At 35.0% G+C, this 21,208-nt stretch carries 25 protein-coding genes; 21 read left to right on the forward strand and 4 right to left on the reverse strand.

From position 1 onward, the window contains the following. The first annotated feature begins 239 nt into the window (after positions 1–239). Positions 240–512, forward strand: coding sequence for a hypothetical protein (locus ACQFX9_RS14290; protein ID WP_427162607.1), 273 nt, complete (start codon positions 240–242; stop codon positions 510–512). A 176-nt stretch (positions 513–688) separates the two neighbouring features. On the opposite strand, the gene ACQFX9_RS14295 is transcribed toward ACQFX9_RS14290, so the two are convergent. From ACQFX9_RS14295 to ACQFX9_RS14305, 3 genes are all read right to left on the reverse strand, one after another. Then, entirely contained in the window at positions 689–1,819 is a 1,131-nt protein-coding gene (locus ACQFX9_RS14295; protein WP_427162608.1) for a hypothetical protein, read from the reverse strand. Then, positions 1,816–2,388 carry a hypothetical protein gene (locus tag ACQFX9_RS14300; protein ID WP_427162609.1) on the reverse strand — a complete coding sequence of 191 codons (573 nt, stop codon included), beginning with the start codon at positions 2,386–2,388 and terminating at the stop codon, positions 1,816–1,818. Before ACQFX9_RS14300 ends, ACQFX9_RS14295 begins: the two co-directional genes overlap by 4 nt. A gap of 649 nt (positions 2,389–3,037) precedes the next feature. Then, the gene (locus ACQFX9_RS14305) at positions 3,038–5,029 is read right to left on the reverse strand and encodes a plasmid replication protein, CyRepA1 family (RefSeq protein ID WP_427162610.1); all 1,992 of its coding nucleotides are present in this window, start codon (positions 5,027–5,029) and stop codon (positions 3,038–3,040) included. A gap of 634 nt (positions 5,030–5,663) precedes the next feature. Here ACQFX9_RS14305 and ACQFX9_RS14310 point away from each other — a divergent pair. From ACQFX9_RS14310 to ACQFX9_RS14390, 17 genes are all read left to right on the forward strand, one after another. Beyond that, complete coding sequence (locus tag ACQFX9_RS14310; RefSeq protein WP_427162611.1) at positions 5,664–5,876, forward strand: hypothetical protein; 213 nt, start codon at positions 5,664–5,666, stop codon at positions 5,874–5,876. Between the two features lie 586 nt (positions 5,877–6,462). Beyond that, positions 6,463–6,933 carry a hypothetical protein gene (locus tag ACQFX9_RS14315; RefSeq protein ID WP_427162612.1) on the forward strand — a complete coding sequence of 157 codons (471 nt, stop codon included), beginning with the start codon at positions 6,463–6,465 and terminating at the stop codon, positions 6,931–6,933. Positions 6,934–7,236: 303 nt separating this feature from the next. After that, entirely contained in the window at positions 7,237–7,536 is a 300-nt protein-coding gene (locus ACQFX9_RS14320) for a hypothetical protein (protein WP_427162613.1), read from the forward strand. A 148-nt stretch (positions 7,537–7,684) separates the two neighbouring features. Continuing rightward, positions 7,685–8,749 (forward strand): hypothetical protein, encoded by a 1,065-nt coding sequence (locus ACQFX9_RS14325; RefSeq protein WP_427162614.1) that lies wholly within the window; start codon positions 7,685–7,687, stop codon positions 8,747–8,749. A gap of 55 nt (positions 8,750–8,804) precedes the next feature. Further along, positions 8,805–9,413 (forward strand): hypothetical protein, encoded by a 609-nt coding sequence (locus tag ACQFX9_RS14330; RefSeq protein ID WP_427162615.1) that lies wholly within the window; start codon positions 8,805–8,807, stop codon positions 9,411–9,413. A 24-nt stretch (positions 9,414–9,437) separates the two neighbouring features. Continuing rightward, positions 9,438–9,827, forward strand: coding sequence for a hypothetical protein (locus tag ACQFX9_RS14335; protein WP_427162616.1), 390 nt, complete (start codon positions 9,438–9,440; stop codon positions 9,825–9,827). Further along, positions 9,805–10,191: a hypothetical protein gene (locus ACQFX9_RS14340; RefSeq protein WP_427162617.1), complete on the forward strand. Its 387-nt coding sequence runs from the start codon at positions 9,805–9,807 to the stop codon at positions 10,189–10,191. Before ACQFX9_RS14335 ends, ACQFX9_RS14340 begins: the two co-directional genes overlap by 23 nt. A 76-nt stretch (positions 10,192–10,267) precedes the next feature. Next, on the forward strand, positions 10,268–10,792 hold the full coding sequence (locus ACQFX9_RS14345) for a hypothetical protein (protein ID WP_427162618.1): 525 nt from the start codon (positions 10,268–10,270) through the stop codon (positions 10,790–10,792). Then, the gene (locus tag ACQFX9_RS14350) at positions 10,776–12,032 is read left to right on the forward strand and encodes a hypothetical protein (RefSeq protein WP_427162619.1); all 1,257 of its coding nucleotides are present in this window, start codon (positions 10,776–10,778) and stop codon (positions 12,030–12,032) included. The genes ACQFX9_RS14345 and ACQFX9_RS14350 overlap by 17 nt, the downstream gene beginning before the upstream one ends. Further along, positions 12,010–13,551 carry a hypothetical protein gene (locus ACQFX9_RS14355; protein ID WP_427162620.1) on the forward strand — a complete coding sequence of 514 codons (1,542 nt, stop codon included), beginning with the start codon at positions 12,010–12,012 and terminating at the stop codon, positions 13,549–13,551. The genes ACQFX9_RS14350 and ACQFX9_RS14355 overlap by 23 nt, the downstream gene beginning before the upstream one ends. A 118-nt stretch (positions 13,552–13,669) precedes the next feature. Continuing rightward, a complete protein-coding gene (locus tag ACQFX9_RS14360) occupies positions 13,670–14,248 on the forward strand; it encodes a hypothetical protein (protein WP_427162621.1) in 579 nt (192 codons plus the stop codon). 26 nt (positions 14,249–14,274) lie between these two features. Further along, positions 14,275–15,231 (forward strand): phage major capsid protein, encoded by a 957-nt coding sequence (locus ACQFX9_RS14365; protein WP_427162622.1) that lies wholly within the window; start codon positions 14,275–14,277, stop codon positions 15,229–15,231. 13 nt (positions 15,232–15,244) lie between these two features. Next, a complete protein-coding gene (locus ACQFX9_RS14370) occupies positions 15,245–15,592 on the forward strand; it encodes a hypothetical protein (protein WP_427162623.1) in 348 nt (115 codons plus the stop codon). After that, positions 15,586–15,927: an HK97 gp10 family phage protein gene (locus ACQFX9_RS14375; RefSeq protein WP_427162624.1), complete on the forward strand. Its 342-nt coding sequence runs from the start codon at positions 15,586–15,588 to the stop codon at positions 15,925–15,927. The genes ACQFX9_RS14370 and ACQFX9_RS14375 overlap by 7 nt, the downstream gene beginning before the upstream one ends. Beyond that, entirely contained in the window at positions 15,928–16,407 is a 480-nt protein-coding gene (locus ACQFX9_RS14380) for a hypothetical protein (protein WP_427162625.1), read from the forward strand. Next, positions 16,404–17,015, forward strand: coding sequence for a hypothetical protein (locus ACQFX9_RS14385; protein WP_427162626.1), 612 nt, complete (start codon positions 16,404–16,406; stop codon positions 17,013–17,015). Before ACQFX9_RS14380 ends, ACQFX9_RS14385 begins: the two co-directional genes overlap by 4 nt. Positions 17,016–17,074: 59 nt before the next feature. Continuing rightward, positions 17,075–18,454, forward strand: coding sequence for a hypothetical protein (locus ACQFX9_RS14390; protein ID WP_427162627.1), 1,380 nt, complete (start codon positions 17,075–17,077; stop codon positions 18,452–18,454). A 261-nt stretch (positions 18,455–18,715) separates the two neighbouring features. Here ACQFX9_RS14390 and ACQFX9_RS14395 read toward each other — a convergent pair whose 3' ends face one another. Continuing rightward, entirely contained in the window at positions 18,716–19,057 is a 342-nt protein-coding gene (locus tag ACQFX9_RS14395) for a Nif11-like leader peptide family natural product precursor (protein WP_427162628.1), read from the reverse strand. Between the two features lie 239 nt (positions 19,058–19,296). Between ACQFX9_RS14395 and ACQFX9_RS14400 the strand changes: the two genes are divergently transcribed. The 3 genes from ACQFX9_RS14400 to ACQFX9_RS14410 all read left to right on the forward strand — a co-directional run bounded on the left by ACQFX9_RS14400 (position 19,297) and on the right by ACQFX9_RS14410 (position 21,207). Continuing rightward, positions 19,297–19,878, forward strand: a complete 582-nt coding sequence (locus ACQFX9_RS14400; RefSeq protein ID WP_427162629.1) for a hypothetical protein — start codon at positions 19,297–19,299, stop codon at positions 19,876–19,878. Between the two features lie 102 nt (positions 19,879–19,980). Next, entirely contained in the window at positions 19,981–20,214 is a 234-nt protein-coding gene (locus ACQFX9_RS14405) for a hypothetical protein (protein WP_427162630.1), read from the forward strand. A 690-nt stretch (positions 20,215–20,904) separates the two neighbouring features. Next, complete coding sequence (locus tag ACQFX9_RS14410) at positions 20,905–21,207, forward strand: hypothetical protein (RefSeq protein WP_427162631.1); 303 nt, start codon at positions 20,905–20,907, stop codon at positions 21,205–21,207. Position 21,208: the final 1 nt, after the last annotated feature.

Here is a 21,208-nt window from a genome sequence, read left to right on the forward strand (position 1 = left end):
AGACCAAGAGGGGGCTTTATTGGGGGTAATTTACATATAGCCACAACAAATTTTAAACTACAACCCTTCTAGAAAGGGGAGTTACCACCTTAATGTCTCACATGATTAACTACCTCCCTCTAGAAGGGCAAGTACCTCATGCGGCTATGTGTAGACTATTATATTTACTACAGTAAATAGTGAAAAGATTAAACTACTAAACTTTACTGAAATTTTAAATCTAGATTGAGGATTCATCTATGCAGTTTTTAAACACACTAATAGATTTGTGGGTTAGGTTACTAATGAAGCTCCCAATAGACCCCTTCTTAAAAGAAAAGCTTAGTTTTGGTCGCCTTGGATCTAGAGTTATTGAATTTGGCACTGAGGAGTTTGAACAATTCTATAGTGCGGGAAGTTTCCTAAATCTAGATGCCGTTCAAGGTGAACCTATTGATGCTCAGACCATCCTTGAGGGAATTAGAAAAGATGTTGAGCCAAGAGGTGAAGAGGAAGATGACTCAACTCAGTAGACTAAGGTTGGTCGGAGAGGAGAAGGAATAGGGTTCAGTTAGAAATCTGAAGGGTGGGCTATGAGATTATCCTAACCTAGAATGACTTAGATTGGGTTTCATAAGGAGGTCTATACTAAAATAAAAATTTATTAATAAAATAAAAATTAAACTAACTCAATAGCTTACTTATTTATTTATCTGAAGATACTAATTATGGGTAACACTGAGGTTGCTATTAGAGTTAGCTCTTTTGGAGCCTCAGCTAACTTAATTAGTTTACTAATCATTAATCCTGCTAAGGCTAATGGGATAAACCAACCTGATGAGGTTACTGTAAGGAAACCTATCGTGCTAATCACTACTCCTATCTGAAAGAAGTAGGGAATCGCATTATTGAATCCTATGTATATCCTCATTATCTGTCTAAAGAAAATGTACGTTATCAAGGTTAGACAAAAGGAAGCTCCTAGAATTCCTATAGTTTCCCATCTATTGAATAATAGGTCTAGATTACTGACTTGTGTTGCTGATGCACTTCTAGCTCCTCCTGTAGTTAGTAGAATAGCTAAACCAAAGGAGGAAGCTACTGCGTTTGCTAAAGCTCCTTGTGACATGATTAGTTCTGGACTTAAATCATCTTGGATACTTCTGCAAAGTGCTGATGTAGGTAATCCCCATAGTAGGCTGCTTAGTAGTCCTCCTGGTATTCCTCCCCAATGAATCAATAAGTCTCCTGTAGGTTCTACTGAATTTATCTTTATTTTTCTTCTATTTCTGATAGACCTTAAGGAGTTTCCTATGAATAGGGAGCTAACTAATATGAACATTGGTTGTTCAATAGGTAGATTCATTGTAGCAATACTCAGGATTGCTATTATTACAGTGATAATTCCTGCTAGCTTTTTACTACCTGATGCGTATATTAAACCTGCCCAAACGAATCCTGCTACAGCAAGTGCCATACTTTTGTGTACGACACCTATTGTGAATACTTCCTTATCCCCAAATAGTATTAGGGAACTTGCCATAGCACACCCTAATAGTTTTCCGAATAAGTAAGAAAACGCAGCAGTCCATACTAACTGAACTTTGTTACTGTCTTCAATAACTTTATCAGGAAAGTCATCATTGTTTATTCCTGACAGTAGTCCTAGACTCTTTACTACTACTGAGGTAGCCTCTATTCCTAGAACTAGACCACATCCTAGATATGGGTCTGGAACAGTTATAGAAAACAGGAAAGCAAATCCAATGTTAAACCCAGGTATGAGTGCTAGGAAGATTCCTAAAAATCCTCCTATTAGAATTCCTATAATCAGTGTCATTCAACAATCTTCTCCATTTCTACTATCCTATCCCCTACATAGGAAACTTTATACTTGCCTGTACCTACTCTTCCTTGGAATTTACCTAGAGCTAAGGATTCTGTGAACGGCATCCCATTTTCATCTTTGGTTCTAAAGGCTAAGTAGGTATCTCTAGGTTCTTGATTAATCTCAACTATTACTGTTTTGTGTTCTGGTAGATTCCCATTCTGGTCTACTACATCAGGATTAAATGTTGGTTCTCCTAATGCTTCAGCAGTATCACTATTTATTACCTTTACAGGTATAGTCACTCTGGCATCTCTTTGAATGATTCCTAATTGACTATATCTGTAGTAGACCAAGACTTGGCATCCCTCTTTTCCTTCAGTTAAGTAAACTTGGGCTTTTGAACCTTCCTTTACTACTGAAGTGACAATACCTTTTATCCTTCCTCTCTGATTAGCTTTTAGGTTGCATAAGCTCATGTCTCCATAGTTCTTTGGTAATGTGCCACCTAGACTTACTACAAATAGACAACTAGATAAAAGTATTAAAGCCAAAACTAACTGAGTTACCTTGTCTTTCATAACTTAATATTGTCGGGGAGAAGTGAATCTCCCATCTCCTTTATTAAGTTATACTCCTGCTATATATGTTTTCACATCAGGATTATCACTACTATGTTTTGATATGAAAAACCTTGTGAATGATATTATAGGTTGTAATATGTAGTTAATGTAGGTTATGAGAATATCTATTAAGCCAATAAAAACTATGTTCTTAATATTTTGATTTGATATTTGATAGATTAATTGCTATATAAGAGTTACATCCTCCTTATGTTTAGTTTACTATAAGTATCTAAGAAGGGGCAGAAAGTAAACAGAAGAGAAAAGGATAATAAACAGCTTCAAAACTAAACTTTTCACTAAAGTAAAAGTTTATCAAGTTTACTTGAGTCGAGAAAATGAAAAAAGTGAGGGAGTGTGATTGCCCCTCTAGTCAGAGAGGAAAGGAATATCTTACTCCCTAAACTAATCTTACTAAAGTAAAAATTTACTAAATCAAAATAGCGGTATCCTTTACTGTATAAGGGTTTCGCTTACTGTCACAACCAAAATCTATAATACAATACTAGAAAATGGGTTGTGACACCTTAATTCTTGGGGTTTAGGTAGCCTAAAAGGGGCGGATTTTGTATCTCACCCCTCTCTGAAAATATCTAGATAACTTGGGTTAGAAAGGCATTGCAGCCATCTCCTCTCTTTGCTTCTCTAGCCTTCTTTGCTTGTTAGCTTCATTAGCTTCCATAATGGAATTCATTATTTCTACTGATTCTGTATCAATGTAGTATTCTCTAACCCTTTCCCCATTCACTCTTCTTTGCCTGGAGTTAGCTTTTAGTCCTAGCAAACCTAACAGAGTTTGGACAAATTGCATTGGCTTTTCTTGGATATCTGCTGGGACTTTTACACCTAAGTAATCTTCAAATTCCACTCTACGAGTAGTAAACCAGTTAGCTAGATTACCAAATAGGTAAGGTTTATGGTCACAGTTCAGAGTTTCCCCTAATTCAAAACTGTTCTTGAAGTTAATTACATCTAGGAAGTCCTCAAGTAGCTGTTTAGTTTTAACCCTATAACTAACATCAGTAGCAAACTTTTTAATTTTATCTTTTTGATCCTTGAGTTCTAACTCTTCTACATCCCCTCTGAGTAAACTCCAGAGGTAGGTTGCTCTAAATATTTTATTTTCATTCTCTACAATTAGAGGTAGAAATTCTTCTATCCCACCAACCCTGTCCAGAAGTTTGTATCTTTTAACTTTCAGAGCTTCCTCTTGGCTTAAATCTTCTTCCTTCAAAAGTAAAAGTACATCATCCTCTGCAATAGCCTCAGCATTGAGGATAGCTAACTGTTGTTCTCTTTTGATAGATTTCTTTAATTCTTTAGTGGCTTCCTTAGCTCTTTCTATAACCTTTTCTTGAGATTTAGTTAAGTGAACTTTTACTAATTTACCTTCCTTTTTAACTTTATCAATGAAGGAATCATGTAGGTTATTTAAACTTTCGTTTTCTAAAGCAGTAACTTTACAAAACATTTCTATATAATTTTTATCTGATACCTTGATTTCATTTGAAACAGGATTATAATCCAAACCTAAATGAGCTTCCCAGATATCTTTATCCTTCATTGACTGAGGAATGCTAGGAAATCCAAATCTACGTCTTACTATCCCTTTGAGGATTTCTTCCCAGTTTTCTTCCTCATAACGTAGATTAGGGCTAACCCAGAATCTTACTTCCCTGTCTTTAGGGTTTCTAACTCTAGCTGTAGCCTGAAGTAGGTCTGTTGCTCCAGAAGCGTAACCGTTACCAAATAGGTAAACTAGGTCAAAATGTTCCTCACTGACATCAACTCCAGTGGCTAAGGATGGGGAGGCTGCTACAACTTGGTATTGCTTCTGAGCTTCATTAGGATTGTTGATGAATTCAGCCTGCTCTTGGTTTCTAGAATCATCAGAGGTAACTGTTAGCATCCTTACGTCAGGAGTGTTTTTTCTTAGGATAGCTTCTACTAGGTTGACCTGACCTTTGGTGTCACAAGCAACATAGATATTCTTTCCCTCTCTGACAGAATTAATCAAATCTAGAGTTAGGGCATCCGCACTAGGAAACTCTCTGAAGATTCTATTCTTGGAGGAATATTCATTCTTAACCCAGGTGATATCTTCTGAAGTAACCTTTTCCCCACCCCAATTCATCAACCCTACAAAGAAATCTACAGTCTCCTGATTCATGTCTGCATCCAACAAAATTAGTTGCTTGCAGTGGTAGATTTTTTGATTTAATGTCCAGTAGATTTCTTTTCTGTAGTTTCTGCAAGTTTCACCTTTTAAATGTCTGAGAACTTGAGTAGCCTCATCTAGGATGATAGTTGCCCCATGATGGACCTCTGAGTTAAATAAATTATGGAGGGAATCTACAGAGATTACTAATCTAGGAGATTGGTAAGCTACACCACCATCTTTATAGAATGCTGATTTATTTCTAGTAGCAATGTCACGACCTAAGGCAATCCTGTGAGTTATGAAGAGTGCAGGTTCCTCAGATACATTTTCCTGGAGCCATCTGGTTTTTCCAGTTCCCTTACCAGATTGTACAATTAGGACTCTTGTTGCAGGATTCTCAAAAGACAAATATTGTTGATTTAGAATAATAGATTTCATAATAATTACGATGCGGTTAGATAGTCTACTCAGCCTTATAAGCTGGTTGTTAGTTCTTAGATAAGGAGGGAAAATGAGTAACTAACCATCTCATTTTGTCGGCTCTAGATTCCTATCCCTCACTATTATTATAGTAGCACATAGATAGGGTAAGAAATAGGCAGTTTTCCCTCTATTCAGAAAGGAAGGGATACTTCATCTACTTTCACAAAACTATTAATTATAAAACTATTTTTATATAACCTTTAAAACCTGTATTCTTTACTGTGTAAGGGTTTCGTCTACTGTCACAACCAAAACCTATATATATTAACTAGAGAATGGGTTGTGACGCTTGAATAAAATTAGAATCTTTAAAAATCCCTTACTCTACTTAAATATTAATTTAAATATAGCTGCAAGATGTAGGCAACTCTTTTAGTTAACTTGATTAATATAATTGTCCATAGCTACAACTATTAAAGCTGACAGAGATAGATTTCTTTCTCTAGCTATCTTCTGCCAGTTCTCCTTTGTATTAGAACTTATTTTAAAAATAATTTGGTTATCTTTCATGTTAGATAATTAATTTATTACTACTAATATATAGTAATTTTGTACAATATTTTATAAATGTAAATTGAGGGTAGATATTATGGAAACTTCAGAATTTAACCCTGAAGATATTAAATCAATAATTTCCTGTGTAGAGTCTTGCAGAGATAAATTAACCGGAGTTTTAGCAGCTTTAAAAAAGATTGATGAGAACGTTGAAGACCGTAAAATGGCTATGAGTTTAGTTCGTTTAATATTGGATTTAAATATCCCTTCTGTTTATGAGAAAGTTGGTCGCTTACCTCTTAAATAGAAAACTACATAATTCCAGTCAACTTACTGTACCTTTTAGTAGAGTCTTTTAACTGTACACTTGTACTACTTGCTACAAGGTGTACTGTTCGGATTTCTACCTATCAGTACGCTTGTTTACCGTAAACAGGATACTGCTGAGTCTGGTTAGAGTAGGCTCATGTTACTTGGATAGTCAATTGAGATTTTATCCAAGGTATAACATTTTACTGACATCATATCGAGTTGAGAGTGTAACCAATGAAGAAGCATCAGGAACTTTTTAACTTTCACCCTCCTAATCTTAGGAGTTCCCTCCAGTCAGATGTTGAACACTGTTTTGTATCCTTAGTCCTTCTGGCTTGTTTTTTCTTGAGGGAAATCTCATTAATTTGACAATTGAATAATCTTTTTCTATTACGAGCGTTCACCTATCAATTTAAAGCAAACGAAGGTTACGAGTATGAGATTCATAAAATTATCTGGTCCAAGACCTCCAACTAGAGATGAGATAGTAAAGAAGAAGCAGCTTGCATCTGCAATACTTGAGCATCTCATTATGGAGGGGTTGGTTCCAGAACTAATCACCCTAGATAAAGAGAGTAACAATGATTTTCAGAAAAGAACATCAGAATCCCAAACAAAACCTGACCATTGAACATTTACCTGTTGTTCTAGAACAGCTACAGTTAGCTTCTATAGAAACCAGAGAATCCTATAAAAAGGAATTCTTTGATCTAATGAACGAAGGTCAGTTTCCTGGTGATACTGCTCATACTTCTTTACTGACTAATATAGAGTCCCTTTATTTCCCTCTTTCTTCAGGAGAGATGGTATATTACACAGTAACTCCTCCATTAAGTCCTTCTAACCCTGACCCTTACTACACCAAATACATAGTCCACTTTATCTTTCCTAAAGATTTAGTAGACGTTTGGGAAAAGAAGATTGGTTCAGAAAATACAAAACAGGAAGTTAAAAGTTTTCTCAAACCAATAAGGCAGTTTATTACTGCAAATAGGGCAACTTTTTTTCTGGCAGGTATTATCTCAGCTATCATTGAGTTACTGAATAAATGATAATAATCAAAAATATCATTTCTTTTAAGGAGGGGAACACCCTCTATTTTTATGTCTATATTTAGTAGTCCCCTCACTAAAGACTCCTAAGGGGGGACTGATGGTTACTAATTTAGGATGCTAAACATTAGATTACTAAATAAAGTTGCCCCTTAGATTCTCTCTCCTCTCCGACACCCCGAAGGGGTTTTAGTAAACAAAGTCTAGGTCTCTAAATTCAGAACTACTTATTCTTGCCTACTATATACATCTACTCCTTTGTTATTCTTTAATCAAGATAAAAATAAAGGAATTAAAAATCTTATGAATAATATATTTAGAAATCTTACTTCCAAACCTGTAAGGACTACTTTATTAGGAGCTACTGCATTAACTGGATTAGGTACATTAAATATTCCCTTAACTGTAGCTGCCATTTTAGCTTTAGAGATTGATAATGCAGTCACAGCTACCCAACAATCTAAAACTCTTCAGAAGTTAGAAAAGATAGCTGATAGATTAGAAGATTGTGAATTTCAATTAGAGGATATAGAAGAGTTAGACCTTCAAGAACAAGAGGAACTATTAACTAAATGGGGATTCTCAGAAAGGGATTTTAATTAATTAATTAATTAATTAATTAATTTATAAATAATAGATAGCCTCCTTAATGGGAGGTTTTTTATTGTTTAGTTTATTTATTTTTTGCACACTAAATACAATAATTTATTGTTATTTTAATAATATAAAGTTATTTTTATGTTAATTGGAAATGGATATTATTAAATTAAAGAATTCAATATTAGCTGCTAATCCTAATGCAGACTCAACCATATTAGAAGACCTTTGTAATTTAACTCAAAAGTACCAACTTAAATGGGTTCCTAATAAGGATGGTGGTAGTGCTTACTTTGTAATGAGTCATTTATCAAAAGTTAAAGGTTTAGATTTAGATGATTATAAAAGTCATTGGGTTAAATTAACAGAGTGCGGAGAGCGCACCTCGTCAGAATCCTTATCTGGTAGAGGTTTTAAATTAGAGGGGGAGAAGCTAGCTACCTTCAAGAAGAATTGGCAAGAAATGTGGGGAGAAAGCTTAGGTAGAATTAACTCTATTTGGGTTGGTGATTGGACTCATGCTTATAGTTATCTAACTCAGGGTACAACCCAAGCAGCTAAAGATTTCCAAACTTTAGGGGCTAAAGCAATAGGAAGCTCAATTAAGAAAGATATTGAAGAACTTACTGCACCTATCATTAAAGTTGATAGAACATTAATCTACAATTCAGGTTACTCCAAAGAGGAACACTTACAAAGGGATCTTTGCTACCTAGCTGCTCACTCACCTTATAAGTTATCTGCTGAGATTTCTGTTGAGGATTATCCAGGTTCAAGGACTCAACATAGAAGATTTGATTTGGTTCATGTTCAGCCTCATAAGAGTAAAGGTAAAGTTGTCACAACTTATGAGTTAAAGAAAGACATTATTACTTTAGAAGATTTAGTGATGGCAGTTGAAGCTAAAAGGTATCCTGACTTAATTAAATTAAAGTACGGTACTTCTAATATAAAACTAATTATGGTAGCTCCTTTTGGTGGAACTGAGGAGGCTTTAGTTAGATGTCAACAATATGATGATGTAGAAATCTGGACAGTAAGAAAGTTAAGTTTATTTCTATTAGAGAAAGCTAGAAAGTATCACCCAACTGACAGTTATTTTGTAGATAAGATGCTGGTTGAGGATAATGACACAGTTAAGAAATTACTAACTATTCCTCAACTACCTCAAGAGGAATCTAAAGTGTTACATTTCCCTACAAAAAAGTTAGCAGCCTAATTAAATAAAGGGGAGTTTCATTCTCCCTCTCTGATAAATATAAGGAATCTTAAAAATGAATAACTATTTGTTTGTAGTCTGGAGTCCTAAATCTGGAGTAGGTAAGGATACTGTAGCTGAATTGATTCAGAAACATTTATCAGCTACTTTACAGAAATTTGCCAGACCATTCAAGGCGAGTTTTGAGACTTGGTTAGGAATCCCAGAGTTTAGTTTAGATGATTACTATTTTAAGCAATCCAGAGTAAAGAATCCTGTGACTGGTGAGCTAGAAGATTTCACATATGGAGACCTTTGTTATAACGCTTTCCATGTATGGAAACAAATCTATCCTTCTGGAAGTTACCTAACTGCTGGTTACGTTATGAAGCAGATTCTAGAGCAGGATACTAATGTAATCTTAACTGATGTTAGAAAACATTCAGAAATAGAAGTTATAAAAAGAGTCCTACATAAATTTACTCCTGTCCTAATTCATGTGAAGGGAGATAGAGGACAGCAATTGGAAACTGATAAGGATATCACACTTAAGGATTTTGATTTTATTCCTAATAAGTTTTCTATTAATAATTCAAAAGAGACAAGCTTGCTTGAATTAGAAAATCAAGTGTTAAGTGTATTGATTAATTTGCTCACTAAACACCAGAAGTATTTAGTAGATTAGAAATATAGTTAACCCAAGAGATATATGAGTGTAATTGATAGAGCATTTCTCTTATATCAGCAAGGTTATTCCTTAAGAAAACTAAGTTCTATATTTAAGATTCCTTTTACCACTTTAGGATACAAATTTAGAAACCTGTATGGCAAGGATTACATAAAAACAAAAAACAAAAATGGAATCCTACCAATTATTAAAGAGTACCTTAGAAATCCTGATGTATCTGACAGAGATAAAAGAGTTATTAGAGAATGGATGAATTTAAATTTAAGAAATATTATTAAAAATGATTTAACCCACTCTAATATTCCTTTATTTACAGATGCAAAAATAGAGAAATTAACAAAACAAGAATTTATTCAAAGAGAAAGATTTAAATATTATTTAACAGATTATGAATATGATAAACAGTACTAATTTACCAACTTCTTATATTGATATAGATGACTTAAGAGAGTGCTTAGAAGAATTCTACAGTAAGCAATTAGATAATGTAGAACCTTACATAGATAGGCTGTATAGAAACCTAATTCACCTACACCCAACTAATACTTTATGGGGTCAGCTAGATTCAGCTACCTTACTAAGTTGTATTAAGAAGTTAGGTACACTTTATGAGGCTGCTATTGAAAATTATTATTTAGATAATGACAAAGCTAAACAAGTGCTACAACATTATTATTTCCACAAGGATAGAATTATTAATTATGATACTTGGGTCAGTAGATTATTTATAAATGCTTTAGATTCGCTTGCTTTGGAGGTCTTACAGGTTATTTAAATTGTACAGATTACCTATATATTAGAATAATAAATTAATTTTCAGAGGGGCAAAAGCAGCCCCTTTTTGTTTATGTATGCCAAGAAGACCAGGAACCAAAAATAAGAATACTCTAGAGAAAGCTGCTAAAGATTTCATTATCATTTTGTATGCTTTACAGCCTTATGTAAATCTTGAGTACATTAATTCAGTCTTCCTAGATAAGTTTGGTTATGAGATTTCAGAGGAGCAGCTAAAACTAACTATCAGTTCCTCTCTGAATAAAATTAGAGAACTTCAGTTAAATGGAGCTTTATTAAGGGAACAAGCTGAGGAAGTTGGTTTGATAACTCTAACTTCAAAACTCAATAGAATAAGAGTTTTAGAGGACTTAGTTAGGAAATCTATACATGGGCATCCTTTTGAAGTGCAGACTGCCAGAGGAGATGTCTTAACTATAAATAAGAAAGATTTTATTACTGCTACTAATGCTATTAAAGCTATCAGGGAAGAGGTAGGTGAAGATGATAATGGACAAGCTACCTATGTAATTAATATCTCAGAAGCGGCTCCTCCAAAAACTCCAGAAGATGAGGAGTTAAAGGATGAAGAATGTATTTAATTTAAGCTTACATAAGAAGCAAAAACAAGTTTTCTTAGACCCTAAAAGATTTAAGTTATTAATTTCAGGAAGAAGGTTTGGTAAAAGCAGGTTGTTATTAACTTCAGTGTTAGTAGCAGCCCTTTCTTTTAATCAGCCTATTGACCCAGCTTCCCCTCCAGTTTGCTTAATAGTGATGCCTACCTTGAAGGCTTGTAGAGCTATCCATTGGGAACCTTTATTGAATTTACTAGAGGGGCAACCTTTTGTAGAAAGTATATCTAGAACAGACTTTAGGGTAAAACTGAAAGGTGGTAAACCTGATATTCTTCTAAGAGGGGCTGATAACCAGGGAGACTCCCTTAGAGGTCTAAAGATAGCTTATGTTGGGGTTGATGAAGTACAGGACTTCCCCTTGAAAGCTTGGCAGGATGTATTATACCCAGCTCTAGCTGACACACCTAATTCTAAGGCTTTACTAATAGGAACCCCAAAAGGTAAAACTCATTGGCTTTATAACTTCCACCTAGAAGCCAAACTAAATAAAGATTGGTCTTACTACCACTTTGTTACTAAGGATAATCCTTTTGTACCAAGAAGTTTTCTAAGGAAAGCTGAACTAACCCTTCCCCCTAAATCCTACAGACAGGAGATGGAGGCTAGTTTTGAGGACTTTGATGGACAAATCTTTGACCAGTTATCTAATAAACATTTCACTACCAGCATCCTTTCTGAAGTTACCTATTATATAGGAGTGGATTGGGGGGATACGAATCCAGCGATCGCAGTCATAGGGTTAACAAAAGATTACTCTAAATTTTATATAATTGACTCTTGGTATAACTCCACTGGTCAACCTGTAGTCCAAGATGAGGTTCTCAATAAAGTAGCTAACTTTTGCACCAAATATAATGTTAGAAGATGTTACCTCCCTGATGATAGACCAGCATCCATAAAAGCAGCTAGAAACTTGGGGAAACAAAGGAATATAGAGGGATTATTGAGAACTAAACAGGTTAATAGAAATGCAACCAAAGTTATGGAAGGTTGTGAGATAATAAACTCTTTATTTTACCAAGATAGATTATTTATTAAAGATTCCCTGTCTGAAGTGAAGTCCCAATTTCAAGATTACCATAGGGCTACAAATGGAAGTGGAAATATAGTTAACAAACCTGCTGAAAACCAAACAGATCACTTAGTAGATGCAGCTAGGTATGCCTTAGTTAATCTGCATCATGCTATTGAAGCTAAGAAATAAAAATATGTATCCAGAAAGAATTAAATTACAGGTATTAGAGAGTCAGCACCCTGATTACTCTAGACATTTACCTGCATTAGAAGATATAGACCTCCTAGTTTCAGGAGGTTTTAAATTAAAGAATACTATTAGAAAATTCCTACCTCAACGTCCAGGAGAAGAGCCTGAAGTTTATGAAGCTAGAGTTAATAAGTACACTTATTTAAACATTCTAGGTTCTGCTATCTCAGACCAAGTTTCTAGACTTAGTAATTCAGCTTTAGTTGTCTCTGGTGTAGAGGATGAAAAGGTTGCTAAGTTTTGGGAAGATTTTAGAGAGAATATAGACTTAGCAAAGAAATCTGAGAAGAGTTTTATCTCTAATATTTTTAGGGAAATATTGAAGTTTAAGAAAGTCTACTTACATGTAGACAAACCTAAAGTAGATGTTGAAATTCAAAACAAAGCTCAAGAGGAAGCTTTAGGGATTAGACCTTATGGAGTTATGTACTCTGCTCTACAGGTTACTAACTGGAGTGAGAGTAAAGGAAAACTACAGTGGATTAAAGTCAGACAGCTTCTAGATGACACTTCTAATCCCCTAGAAGCCCCTAAAAAGAAAATTATATGGACTTATATTGATAACACTTTTGTAGCCCGTTATGAGGCATTTGTAGAGCTAGATAATTACGGAAACATCTCTAAGATTGGGGATGAAGTAGTTAATGATGAGACTACTATTCCTATCTCTAGATTAGTTCAACATGGTTTAGGGACTATTCCTGTTCTCAAAGTTGAGGTTGCTGATGATTTATGGGTAGCTGACCAAGCTGCTGCTAAGGCTTTAGAACACTTAAGAACAGATTGCTCAAAATATGATTTATTAACGCTGGCTTACTTCCAAAGAACTTATAAGAGAATTCAGACACCAGATGGGGACTTAGAGGATACTTATGTAGATTCTGATGAGCAAACTATTCCTACAGGTTTACAGTATGTACTACCTTTAGAGAAATTTGAATGGAATGAACCTCAAGGTCACATTCTCCCTCACTTAATGGATTCCTTGAGACAGATAGAATCCCAAGTCAAGGATTTAATAAGTATAGGAGGGTTTAGTGCTGAATTAGGGGCAGTAACCCAATCTGGGGTTTCTAAAGAAATGGATTTCCATAAGCAGGATGTTGTTCTGAAAAGTTATGGTGAAATCCTTACAGAAGCCTATCAGGACTTCTTACAGTTGGTAGCTAAATCAGCAGGCTTACCTTATGAAGATATCTCTGTTACTGGATTAAGTAATTTTGAACGAAGTAACTTAACAACTAAATTAGGTAGTTTAGATTCTATAGCTAAGATTGACTTTAATAAGTTAAAAGGGGAGTTACCTCCAACTGCTTTCAAATTAGTTTACCAACAGATAGTTAAAGAATTGGTAGGTAATGTTTCCGCTAAACAGGAACAAGAGATTGCTGATGAAATAGAGAAATTACTCCTGAAATCCCCTGAGCAAATTCCAACCCTCTCTGAAAATATTCAGTAATCTTTGTACACTTTTTCTATATATTAGATACCTCAAATTGGCAACTAGGTAAGCCATAAGCTAGATTACCCAACTGTGGGGATTTGACACAGACACCAGAATTTTATAACAAATAAATATGGAATTAACAATTGAACAAGTCCAAGCTTTAATTGATGAAAAGTTTGCTGTATTAAAAGAAGAAGTTACAGCAGCTAACAAAGGTTTGGCAGCATCTTTAACTAAAGATATTAAGAAAGCTCTAGCTAGCCAATCTACTCAATCTCCTGAAGGAGAAATCCAAGAGGATTCTAATAAGCTAACTCTAAAATCTCTTCAACAAAAGATTAGTGACCTTACTAATCAATTAGCACAGAAAGATAAAGAAGCTTTCAATGCTAAGAAATCTCAAGCTGTTTCTCAAGCGATCGCTAGCTTAAAGACTTTAGGACCTTCTGCACTACAGAAATTGTTCTTAGCAGAGTATAGTGATTCTCTTAGAGAAGAGAATGGTAGTTGGTTTATTGAAAAAGGTGATAGTGTTTTCTCTTTACAAGATGCTTTAAATAATTACTTAAACACAGAAGAAGGGAAGTGTTTTCTACCTGCTTCTGGTGTCAAAGGTTCAGATTCTATTGAAACTAAACCTACTCAAGTTAGTACAGAACAAAAGCTTACTGGCGCAGATGCCTTAATGCAAGCTTTTGTAAATATTTAAACATTAAAAATTAATCTAAACAGAATATGACAAATATTGTTGATGTTGCTGCATCTCTTCAACTAGTTGTTGATGAAGAGATTGCTAGTCTGTCCCTCAATCAATACCCAATGGTGAGCAGACTTCAAAAGAGAACTATCAGCCAAGAAGTAATTAAATGGAACGCAAATGATGGTGGTGCTGGTGTAGTTGGAGAAGCTAATACCACTGATGTTAGTACCTTCAGTGAAGATACTGTAAAAGATGCTCAATTACCTATTGGTGTTGATAGATTGCGTCATTCTTTTGTAATTAGGAAAACCCATATTGCTCAAGCTGCTTCTGCTGGTAAAGGTGCTTTAAGAGACTTGTTTGCTTACCAGATTCAATCAGGTATTAGAGCTATTATGGAAGCTCTCTCTGGTCGTGTTTACACTGGTACTGGTATATCTGCTCATGGTGGTATTGTTGGTTTAGATGCTGTTGTAGCTAATGCTGCTTATGCAGGAATTGACCCAGCTACCTATACTTTGTGGTCTGCTGTTCTGAATACTAATGGTTCTAACAGAGCTTTGACTGCAACCTTGATGTCTAATATGGAGACTGCAATTGCTCGTAAAGGGGGTAACTTTACAGCTATCTATACTACCCCTGAGATTGTTGAAAAATATAAAGCTTTATTTGCTGCTAATGTAAGCATTACTAATCAACTCCCTGCTGGTCAAGCTGACCTTGGTTACACTGGAGTCTTCTATGCTGGTCGTCCTATTATTCAAGACCCATACTGTCCTGCTAACAAACTTTTCTTTGTTAATGAGCCAGAAGTAACTCTTTACACCTTCTCTCATAAAGACACTCAATCTAGACAAGGTATGCATATTGCTATTGCTGGTTTACCCTCTGGCAACCCAGAAGCAGAAAAATATGCAATCTATGTTATGCCTCAATTACAGGTATTTAACAGACCTAAATTTGGTGGATGCCTCTCTGCTATTACCCAGTAATCCTTAATTTACAATGGCACAGTTTACTTTAAGCCAAGTGGAGACTTTTGAACGTCTCTTGGGCTATTCCATCCTCTCCGATGTTGTAAGGAATCAATTAACATCTAACTACACTCAGACTGTTGTTGATAGAGCCTTAGAAATAATTACTGAATTGGAGAATGTTGACCTTCTACTTAAGGAAGCTAGGGAAACTAGTTATGTAACTGAAAGTAGAGGAGCTAAACTGTCCTACTCTCAACATATTAGACACATGAAATCTGAAGGGTCTAGGTTACTCCAAGAGTTAGCCTATATCCTTAAGATTGATGTGATTTTTAACAGATATCTCAATAAGAAGAAACCTTTATCTTATTGGTAGATAAAGCATCAATTAATTTTATGATTTCTTATCATATTAAAACATCCGGTCCTTTATTTAAACAGAAGAACCTAACAAAAGACCTTATAGAAGAAGCCTTACAAGAAACCGCAGATTGGGCTCAGAATAGATTAAGGAATAGAACCCCTGTAAAGACAGGGAGATTAAAGGCTGGATGGTATGTTGCCCCTGGTAAAACTTCTATTAGGTTAGATAACCCTGTTAATTATTCTACTTTTGTGGAGAGAAGAGTAGGGATGGTGGCTAAGACAACTCCAGAGGTAAGGCAACATCTAAACCAAACCTTACTTAATAAAACAAATAAACTAAAGTAAATGCTTTATGAAAAACTTGCTTTAGTAGAGAATAAGCTGGCTAAAGTTGATGAAAAATTGGGTTTACCTCAGCGTAGGCATCTTTTAGTTAGACACAATATTTACAATACAACTACTAAAAGATTAGAGCCAGTAGATACATTAATAATCCCTAAACCTTATATTACTTCTGTATCTCCTAGATTTGCCAACTTACAAGTAGCTGTAGAGGGGGCTGATTCAATCTTTCTATCTATTAATGATATCCAGGTAGAGATACCAAGGGTCTATCCTAAATCTTTATTTACTCCTGGTGGAAATAATAAAGTAAGGTTTGTTATTGACCCTCCTGTTAGTGAGAATAATCAGGTTATCTATTCTAACCCCACTACAAAAGCCATAGACGGGGTTGATTTCTATAAATTAGTATTTCTATCAGATAGTAACCCAACAGTCTGGAATTTGATTCTACAGAGGGAAAGGGATAGGAAACCACAATGAATATCCAGATAGTAAGACAAAAAATCAGAGAATTCCTAACTATTAGAGTTGCTATTTATCAATGGGATTTAGATTACCCAGATAGCTATTATTTTGAAGTAAATAACCAAAGTTATCCTGCAAATACAGCTATTGAGTTACCTGTTCAGAATTTAGTTCATATCAGAGAGGGACAGAATCTAATCAAGACTCAAGGTAGGTTTCCTTATAGGTTAACTTATCTATTTCCTGGTCAGATGGCATTTCATGAACTACCTTGGGCAGCTTTTGAGGGAATGCTTTCTACCATTCATATATATTCTCTACTACAGTCTCCTGACCCAGATATTACATTTTTTCAGCCAGCAGATATAGAAGATTCTATCACTGTGGCTAGGACAGAAGATGAGGATAAAGATTGGTTAATCTATCTCAACTTTGCTTTTGATGCTACTTTTAGGACTACGGATTTACCTGATATTAGTGACCTACAACCTCCAGGCTACTTTGACACTGATAATCCTCCTTCTCTACAAGAATTACAAATTAGAGTTAATAGAGCGAAACCTAATTTCAAGCCAGTTGATAACTCAACTTATATAGAAGACTCTACTATTTTGATTAATTAAATATGACAACGATTTTTAGTTCGTTCACTGCTCCTGGGGTTAAGGTCCAGGAAACAACGATGGGATATAGATCCCTAGAATTAGCTTCTCACCAAGCTGTTTACATGATAGGTTCCTCTGCTTCTGGGGATTATTTAACACCCACTCAAGTAACTTCACTAACTGACTTTACTAATGTGTTTGGTGCTAGCCCTTCTGAAGCTTCAGTTAAATTATTCTTCAGAAATGATAAAAGAGGAATTCTTTATTTTGTAAGAACTCCTATTGCTAAAAGATTTAAGATTACTATTGATACGGCTGCTGCTGGAGCTTACACCACTACAGTTAACGGAACTCAGGTTACTTACACCGCACCTGCTTCTCCCTCTCCGACATTATCTAGTGTTGCTTCAGGTTTGTTAGCTGCTATTAATAACTCTGCTGTGGCTTCTGCTGTTACTGCGATTGCTGGGACTGACACAGATGAAGTAATTGTTAGAGCAGACAATCCTCTAGCTAACTTAACTGTTACTGTAACTGGAGTTAACATGACGGTAGCTGATGTGACTCCTACAACTCCTACCGCTACTGATTATATTTACTCAATTGAGAATTCTTTTGATGCAGATGATGAGTGGACTCAAGGTTTCTTGATTGCTCCTCAAGCTTTCCAAATGTTAACCTCTCAATCTGACCGTTTGGCAGTAGGTAACGCAATGGAAGCTTTGGCTGCTGATTCCAGTTTTGATTGGGTAGCTTTAATAGATGCTGGTGCAGATTTATCTATTGCAGATGTCCAAACTGAGGCTGCTTTATATGCTTCCCCTCAAGGTCACTCTAGCTTCTACTATCCCTATGTAATTGATTTAGATGATGTTGAGGTTCCTGCTTCTGCTGGTGTTACTGGGATAGCTACTCGCAGATTTAAAGAAGAAGGATTCCAACAACCTCCTGCTGGAGCTAAGTTCCCAATGTTAGGAGTTAAGGATGTAGTTACCAAAGTCAACAACCAACAACAAGAAGTCCTCAATCCTTTGAGAATTAATAAAGTCTGGGCATTAAAGATGGGTTATGCTGCTAAGAATGGGAAGAGATATGTAAAGAACCCAACAGGTAAAACTCTCTGCATTACAGACTTACAGAAAGAATCAGAGTGGAAATTAAAATCGACCTTAGCTGCATTTGTTCTCCAGGGTCAGGAAGCTGCATTCATACATGAACTTACCTTACTGAGCTTGCAGTATGACTATCAAGTTATTAGTAATGAACATGATGGCTTAGTAACAGTGGGAGATATACCTGATGAGGCAGTACAGAAAGCTGCTGAGAAGTCAGGACTCAAATATGCCAAGTTGGATGAGAAGCCATTGGAGGGGATTGATGATATTAAAAGGTTACTTGAACTAGATGATGATGATATTGAGGATGAAGTATCTGACCTAGAAATAGATTTAATGTAAGGGGAGTTTATCACTCCCTTTTTTATTTGAGAAGTGAGATTAAAGGAGAGAGATGAGGAAAAAGGGGAGGAGAAATGAGGAGGGGAGTTAGGTAGAGGAGTGAGAGGATAAGGAAGGAGATAGATAGATAGATAGTATAAGTATCCATATTTATAGATAAAAAATCTCTGTAATCCTTACTGGGTAAGGAATTCAGCCATTTAAAATTACATCGTTTTAACGTCTGAAACCCTTATTATTACGTTGGGTTAAATTTATTGTTTACAATTTAGCTTGCCCTATTAATGAAGCCGCAATAAAACATAATAGAAAGCCACCTGTAGCTCCTATAAGTAAACAGATAATTCCAGATACAACAAGGAATCCCATGATTACTACCTTGACGGCTTCTGTTTGTTCTCTTTCCTTGATCTTCATAAGTCTTACATATTCTTCTGTAACTTCATCTCCCATTACTTTTAAAAGCTCATCTTCGGTAAAATTTAACCCTACTTTTTTAGCATATACTGCCATTTCCTCTATACTTAAATCTTTTACTCTTTGATTAAACTTATCATCCCCTTTCATTTTCTCATAAAACGTTGAGGCATCTTTGAAAGACATAACTTTGATAATAATCCATTAAATAATTTTATATAGCTTTTATATCTACTTAAATGACTTATATTCTAGAGTGCAATCACCCAACCCTAACATACTGAACATTATTATGTTCAGTATATTTTCTCAGGTAGTGTATTACACCATATGTTTAAGCTAGTAGTAGTCTGTATTTGCAGGTTTAATTAATCTCTATCTCTCAGTCCGATAGAGAGAGGAGCATCTACCTGAGGTATATATCAATGAGACTCAGTAAATCATCACTATTAGTTATCCTAGCTCTAGGTGCAATATTAATAGGCACTGGATATACTTCATTAATATCTCCAGCATCAGCTCAGAAGAAAAGGACGATTCACTGTAATTATCCTTTTGAAGAACCTTCCAATGTTCAAAGAACTCTAAGGTTGAATAAGTTTGGCATTATTATTAATATTCCAGCGAATTATAGAGCTATGGCAGCAGTAGATGGCTCTATACATTTTACAGATAATGGAACTTATCAACTCCTCAATTGTTTAAAGAATAATCCAGGAGCAACGGGTGGAAGAGAATATAACGCTATAATCGTAGACAAATCTAAAGCTAATTATTTATATAGCAATGTTTATGATAAAGTCCCAGGTAAAGAGAATATGTTTATTGTTTGGGAAAAGACAGAACATGATAATTATACATCCCATAAAATTAGCTTAAGAATTAAAACTAATAAAGGGATTATGGAAGTAAGTCTATCGGAAAGCTATCCTGTAATGCATGAGCAAGATGTTAAAAATGAAATAAGAAGCATTATCCAAATAGCTCAAGGTATTCAAATAATATAATTGCATAGGCTAGTCGTAAATATTATTAAATAAGTGCCTACTAAATACCATCATTCTTTCTATATATTAAAAGCATAGAATTAAATAAAAGGTTATAAATCTATGCTTAAGACAATCATTAGAACCCTCAGTAATATTGAGGACGCTATATCAAAGAAGGTTGATGAAGTGTTGATCAAAGATGTAAAGGGAGAAGGATTAGTCCTCTTCACTGTAGAGGATCTAGTAGATACAATCTTAGATATTCAAGCTGATCAGAGATTTATCATCTCCGAGTTACTTAAGATTCAAGAAAAGTTGGAAGACTTAGAAGAAAGGCTCAATCTGAATAAATAGTTATCTAAAATACACCATTTCTCTTAACCTTTAAGGGGACTACTAATTAGTAATCCCCTTTTCTTTTATATTGATTATTAGATAATGATTTATTTGAATTATTATAACTGGTAATTAGAGGAGATATAATACTACCTATATGAAATAAACTCAAATTATCGATCATAATAATTAAAGGGTCTATACTTAGGCCCTTTTTAATTATTTAGAGGGGGACATGGATTATATGGATCAACAGAACAACTCTAAGACTGCTGATGATATCTATGTAGAGAGCGTTATTAAGTTCCATCTACACGAGATGGGAGTGGAGCCAAGTCTTCTTTTACGGATATTTCCTGAATACTCTGAGTTCATAAGAGAGCAAGTTCAATTACTAGACAATGTAGATGACCATCCCCAATAATCCCAAATTATCTAATATTAATAATATTATTAAGGGGTCTAATTAGACCTTATTTTTATGTCTATATATAGAAGATAGATAACAATAATAATGCTATTTGGGATAGTAAAATCAATTTTAAAATTTAGTTGTCATTTCTATTTTCTTTGTTTAGGATCGGTTTACTAGGTTATTCCTCTTCCATATCCCCTTCGCCTAATCTAGAGGAATATTTGAGGGGTCTCAATTCATCAAGATTACTAATAGTAATTAATTGATAACCCTGCAAATATAAGGAGAATTGTATGCCAAGAAAGGCACAAATTCAGAATGCAAATTCACAACTAACTCAGAACCTAGAGCTTGTACAGGAAATAGCTAAAGAGCTAGGCAGAAAGCTGATTGCTCAGGAGATAGAGAATATCTACCTAGACGAACCAGAATCATGTCAGGTTCAGTTTATAGGATCTGATGGGGAAGTTCTAGTAGAGACAACAGCATTAGAGTTGTTAGGGATAATGACTAGTACCGTTATACCGTCATTAAATATGAGATCAGGTTATCCTCCTGCTCTTCCTTATACCAAACCCGGACAATTAGGGTTATAGG

The sequence above is a fragment of the Aliinostoc sp. HNIBRCY26 genome (genome assembly GCF_050235535.1).
Lineage (GTDB): Bacteria > Cyanobacteriota > Cyanobacteriia > Cyanobacteriales > Nostocaceae > Trichormus.

What these genes read in the sequence shown, in the direction of transcription:
- ACQFX9_RS14290 (WP_427162607.1), top strand. Translation starts at nt 240, where the DNA reads ATGCAGTTTTTAAACACACTAATAGATTTGTGGGTTAGGTTACTAATG.
- ACQFX9_RS14295 (WP_427162608.1), bottom strand. Translation starts at nt 1,819, where the DNA reads ATGACACTGATTATAGGAATTCTAATAGGAGGATTTTTAGGAATCTTC.
- ACQFX9_RS14300 (WP_427162609.1), bottom strand. Translation starts at nt 2,388, where the DNA reads ATGAAAGACAAGGTAACTCAGTTAGTTTTGGCTTTAATACTTTTATCT.
- ACQFX9_RS14305 (WP_427162610.1), bottom strand. Translation starts at nt 5,029, where the DNA reads ATGAAATCTATTATTCTAAATCAACAATATTTGTCTTTTGAGAATCCT.
- ACQFX9_RS14310 (WP_427162611.1), top strand. Translation starts at nt 5,664, where the DNA reads ATGGAAACTTCAGAATTTAACCCTGAAGATATTAAATCAATAATTTCC.
- ACQFX9_RS14315 (WP_427162612.1), top strand. Translation starts at nt 6,463, where the DNA reads ATGATTTTCAGAAAAGAACATCAGAATCCCAAACAAAACCTGACCATT.
- ACQFX9_RS14320 (WP_427162613.1), top strand. Translation starts at nt 7,237, where the DNA reads ATGAATAATATATTTAGAAATCTTACTTCCAAACCTGTAAGGACTACT.
- ACQFX9_RS14325 (WP_427162614.1), top strand. Translation starts at nt 7,685, where the DNA reads ATGGATATTATTAAATTAAAGAATTCAATATTAGCTGCTAATCCTAAT.
- ACQFX9_RS14330 (WP_427162615.1), top strand. Translation starts at nt 8,805, where the DNA reads ATGAATAACTATTTGTTTGTAGTCTGGAGTCCTAAATCTGGAGTAGGT.
- ACQFX9_RS14335 (WP_427162616.1), top strand. Translation starts at nt 9,438, where the DNA reads ATGAGTGTAATTGATAGAGCATTTCTCTTATATCAGCAAGGTTATTCC.
- ACQFX9_RS14340 (WP_427162617.1), top strand. Translation starts at nt 9,805, where the DNA reads ATGAATATGATAAACAGTACTAATTTACCAACTTCTTATATTGATATA.
- ACQFX9_RS14345 (WP_427162618.1), top strand. Translation starts at nt 10,268, where the DNA reads ATGCCAAGAAGACCAGGAACCAAAAATAAGAATACTCTAGAGAAAGCT.
- ACQFX9_RS14350 (WP_427162619.1), top strand. Translation starts at nt 10,776, where the DNA reads ATGAAGAATGTATTTAATTTAAGCTTACATAAGAAGCAAAAACAAGTT.
- ACQFX9_RS14355 (WP_427162620.1), top strand. Translation starts at nt 12,010, where the DNA reads ATGCTATTGAAGCTAAGAAATAAAAATATGTATCCAGAAAGAATTAAA.
- ACQFX9_RS14360 (WP_427162621.1), top strand. Translation starts at nt 13,670, where the DNA reads ATGGAATTAACAATTGAACAAGTCCAAGCTTTAATTGATGAAAAGTTT.
- ACQFX9_RS14365 (WP_427162622.1), top strand. Translation starts at nt 14,275, where the DNA reads ATGACAAATATTGTTGATGTTGCTGCATCTCTTCAACTAGTTGTTGAT.
- ACQFX9_RS14370 (WP_427162623.1), top strand. Translation starts at nt 15,245, where the DNA reads ATGGCACAGTTTACTTTAAGCCAAGTGGAGACTTTTGAACGTCTCTTG.
- ACQFX9_RS14380 (WP_427162625.1), top strand. Translation starts at nt 15,928, where the DNA reads ATGCTTTATGAAAAACTTGCTTTAGTAGAGAATAAGCTGGCTAAAGTT.
- ACQFX9_RS14385 (WP_427162626.1), top strand. Translation starts at nt 16,404, where the DNA reads ATGAATATCCAGATAGTAAGACAAAAAATCAGAGAATTCCTAACTATT.
- ACQFX9_RS14390 (WP_427162627.1), top strand. Translation starts at nt 17,075, where the DNA reads ATGGGATATAGATCCCTAGAATTAGCTTCTCACCAAGCTGTTTACATG.
- ACQFX9_RS14395 (WP_427162628.1), bottom strand. Translation starts at nt 19,057, where the DNA reads ATGTCTTTCAAAGATGCCTCAACGTTTTATGAGAAAATGAAAGGGGAT.
- ACQFX9_RS14400 (WP_427162629.1), top strand. Translation starts at nt 19,297, where the DNA reads ATGAGACTCAGTAAATCATCACTATTAGTTATCCTAGCTCTAGGTGCA.
- ACQFX9_RS14405 (WP_427162630.1), top strand. Translation starts at nt 19,981, where the DNA reads ATGCTTAAGACAATCATTAGAACCCTCAGTAATATTGAGGACGCTATA.
- ACQFX9_RS14410 (WP_427162631.1), top strand. Translation starts at nt 20,905, where the DNA reads ATGCCAAGAAAGGCACAAATTCAGAATGCAAATTCACAACTAACTCAG.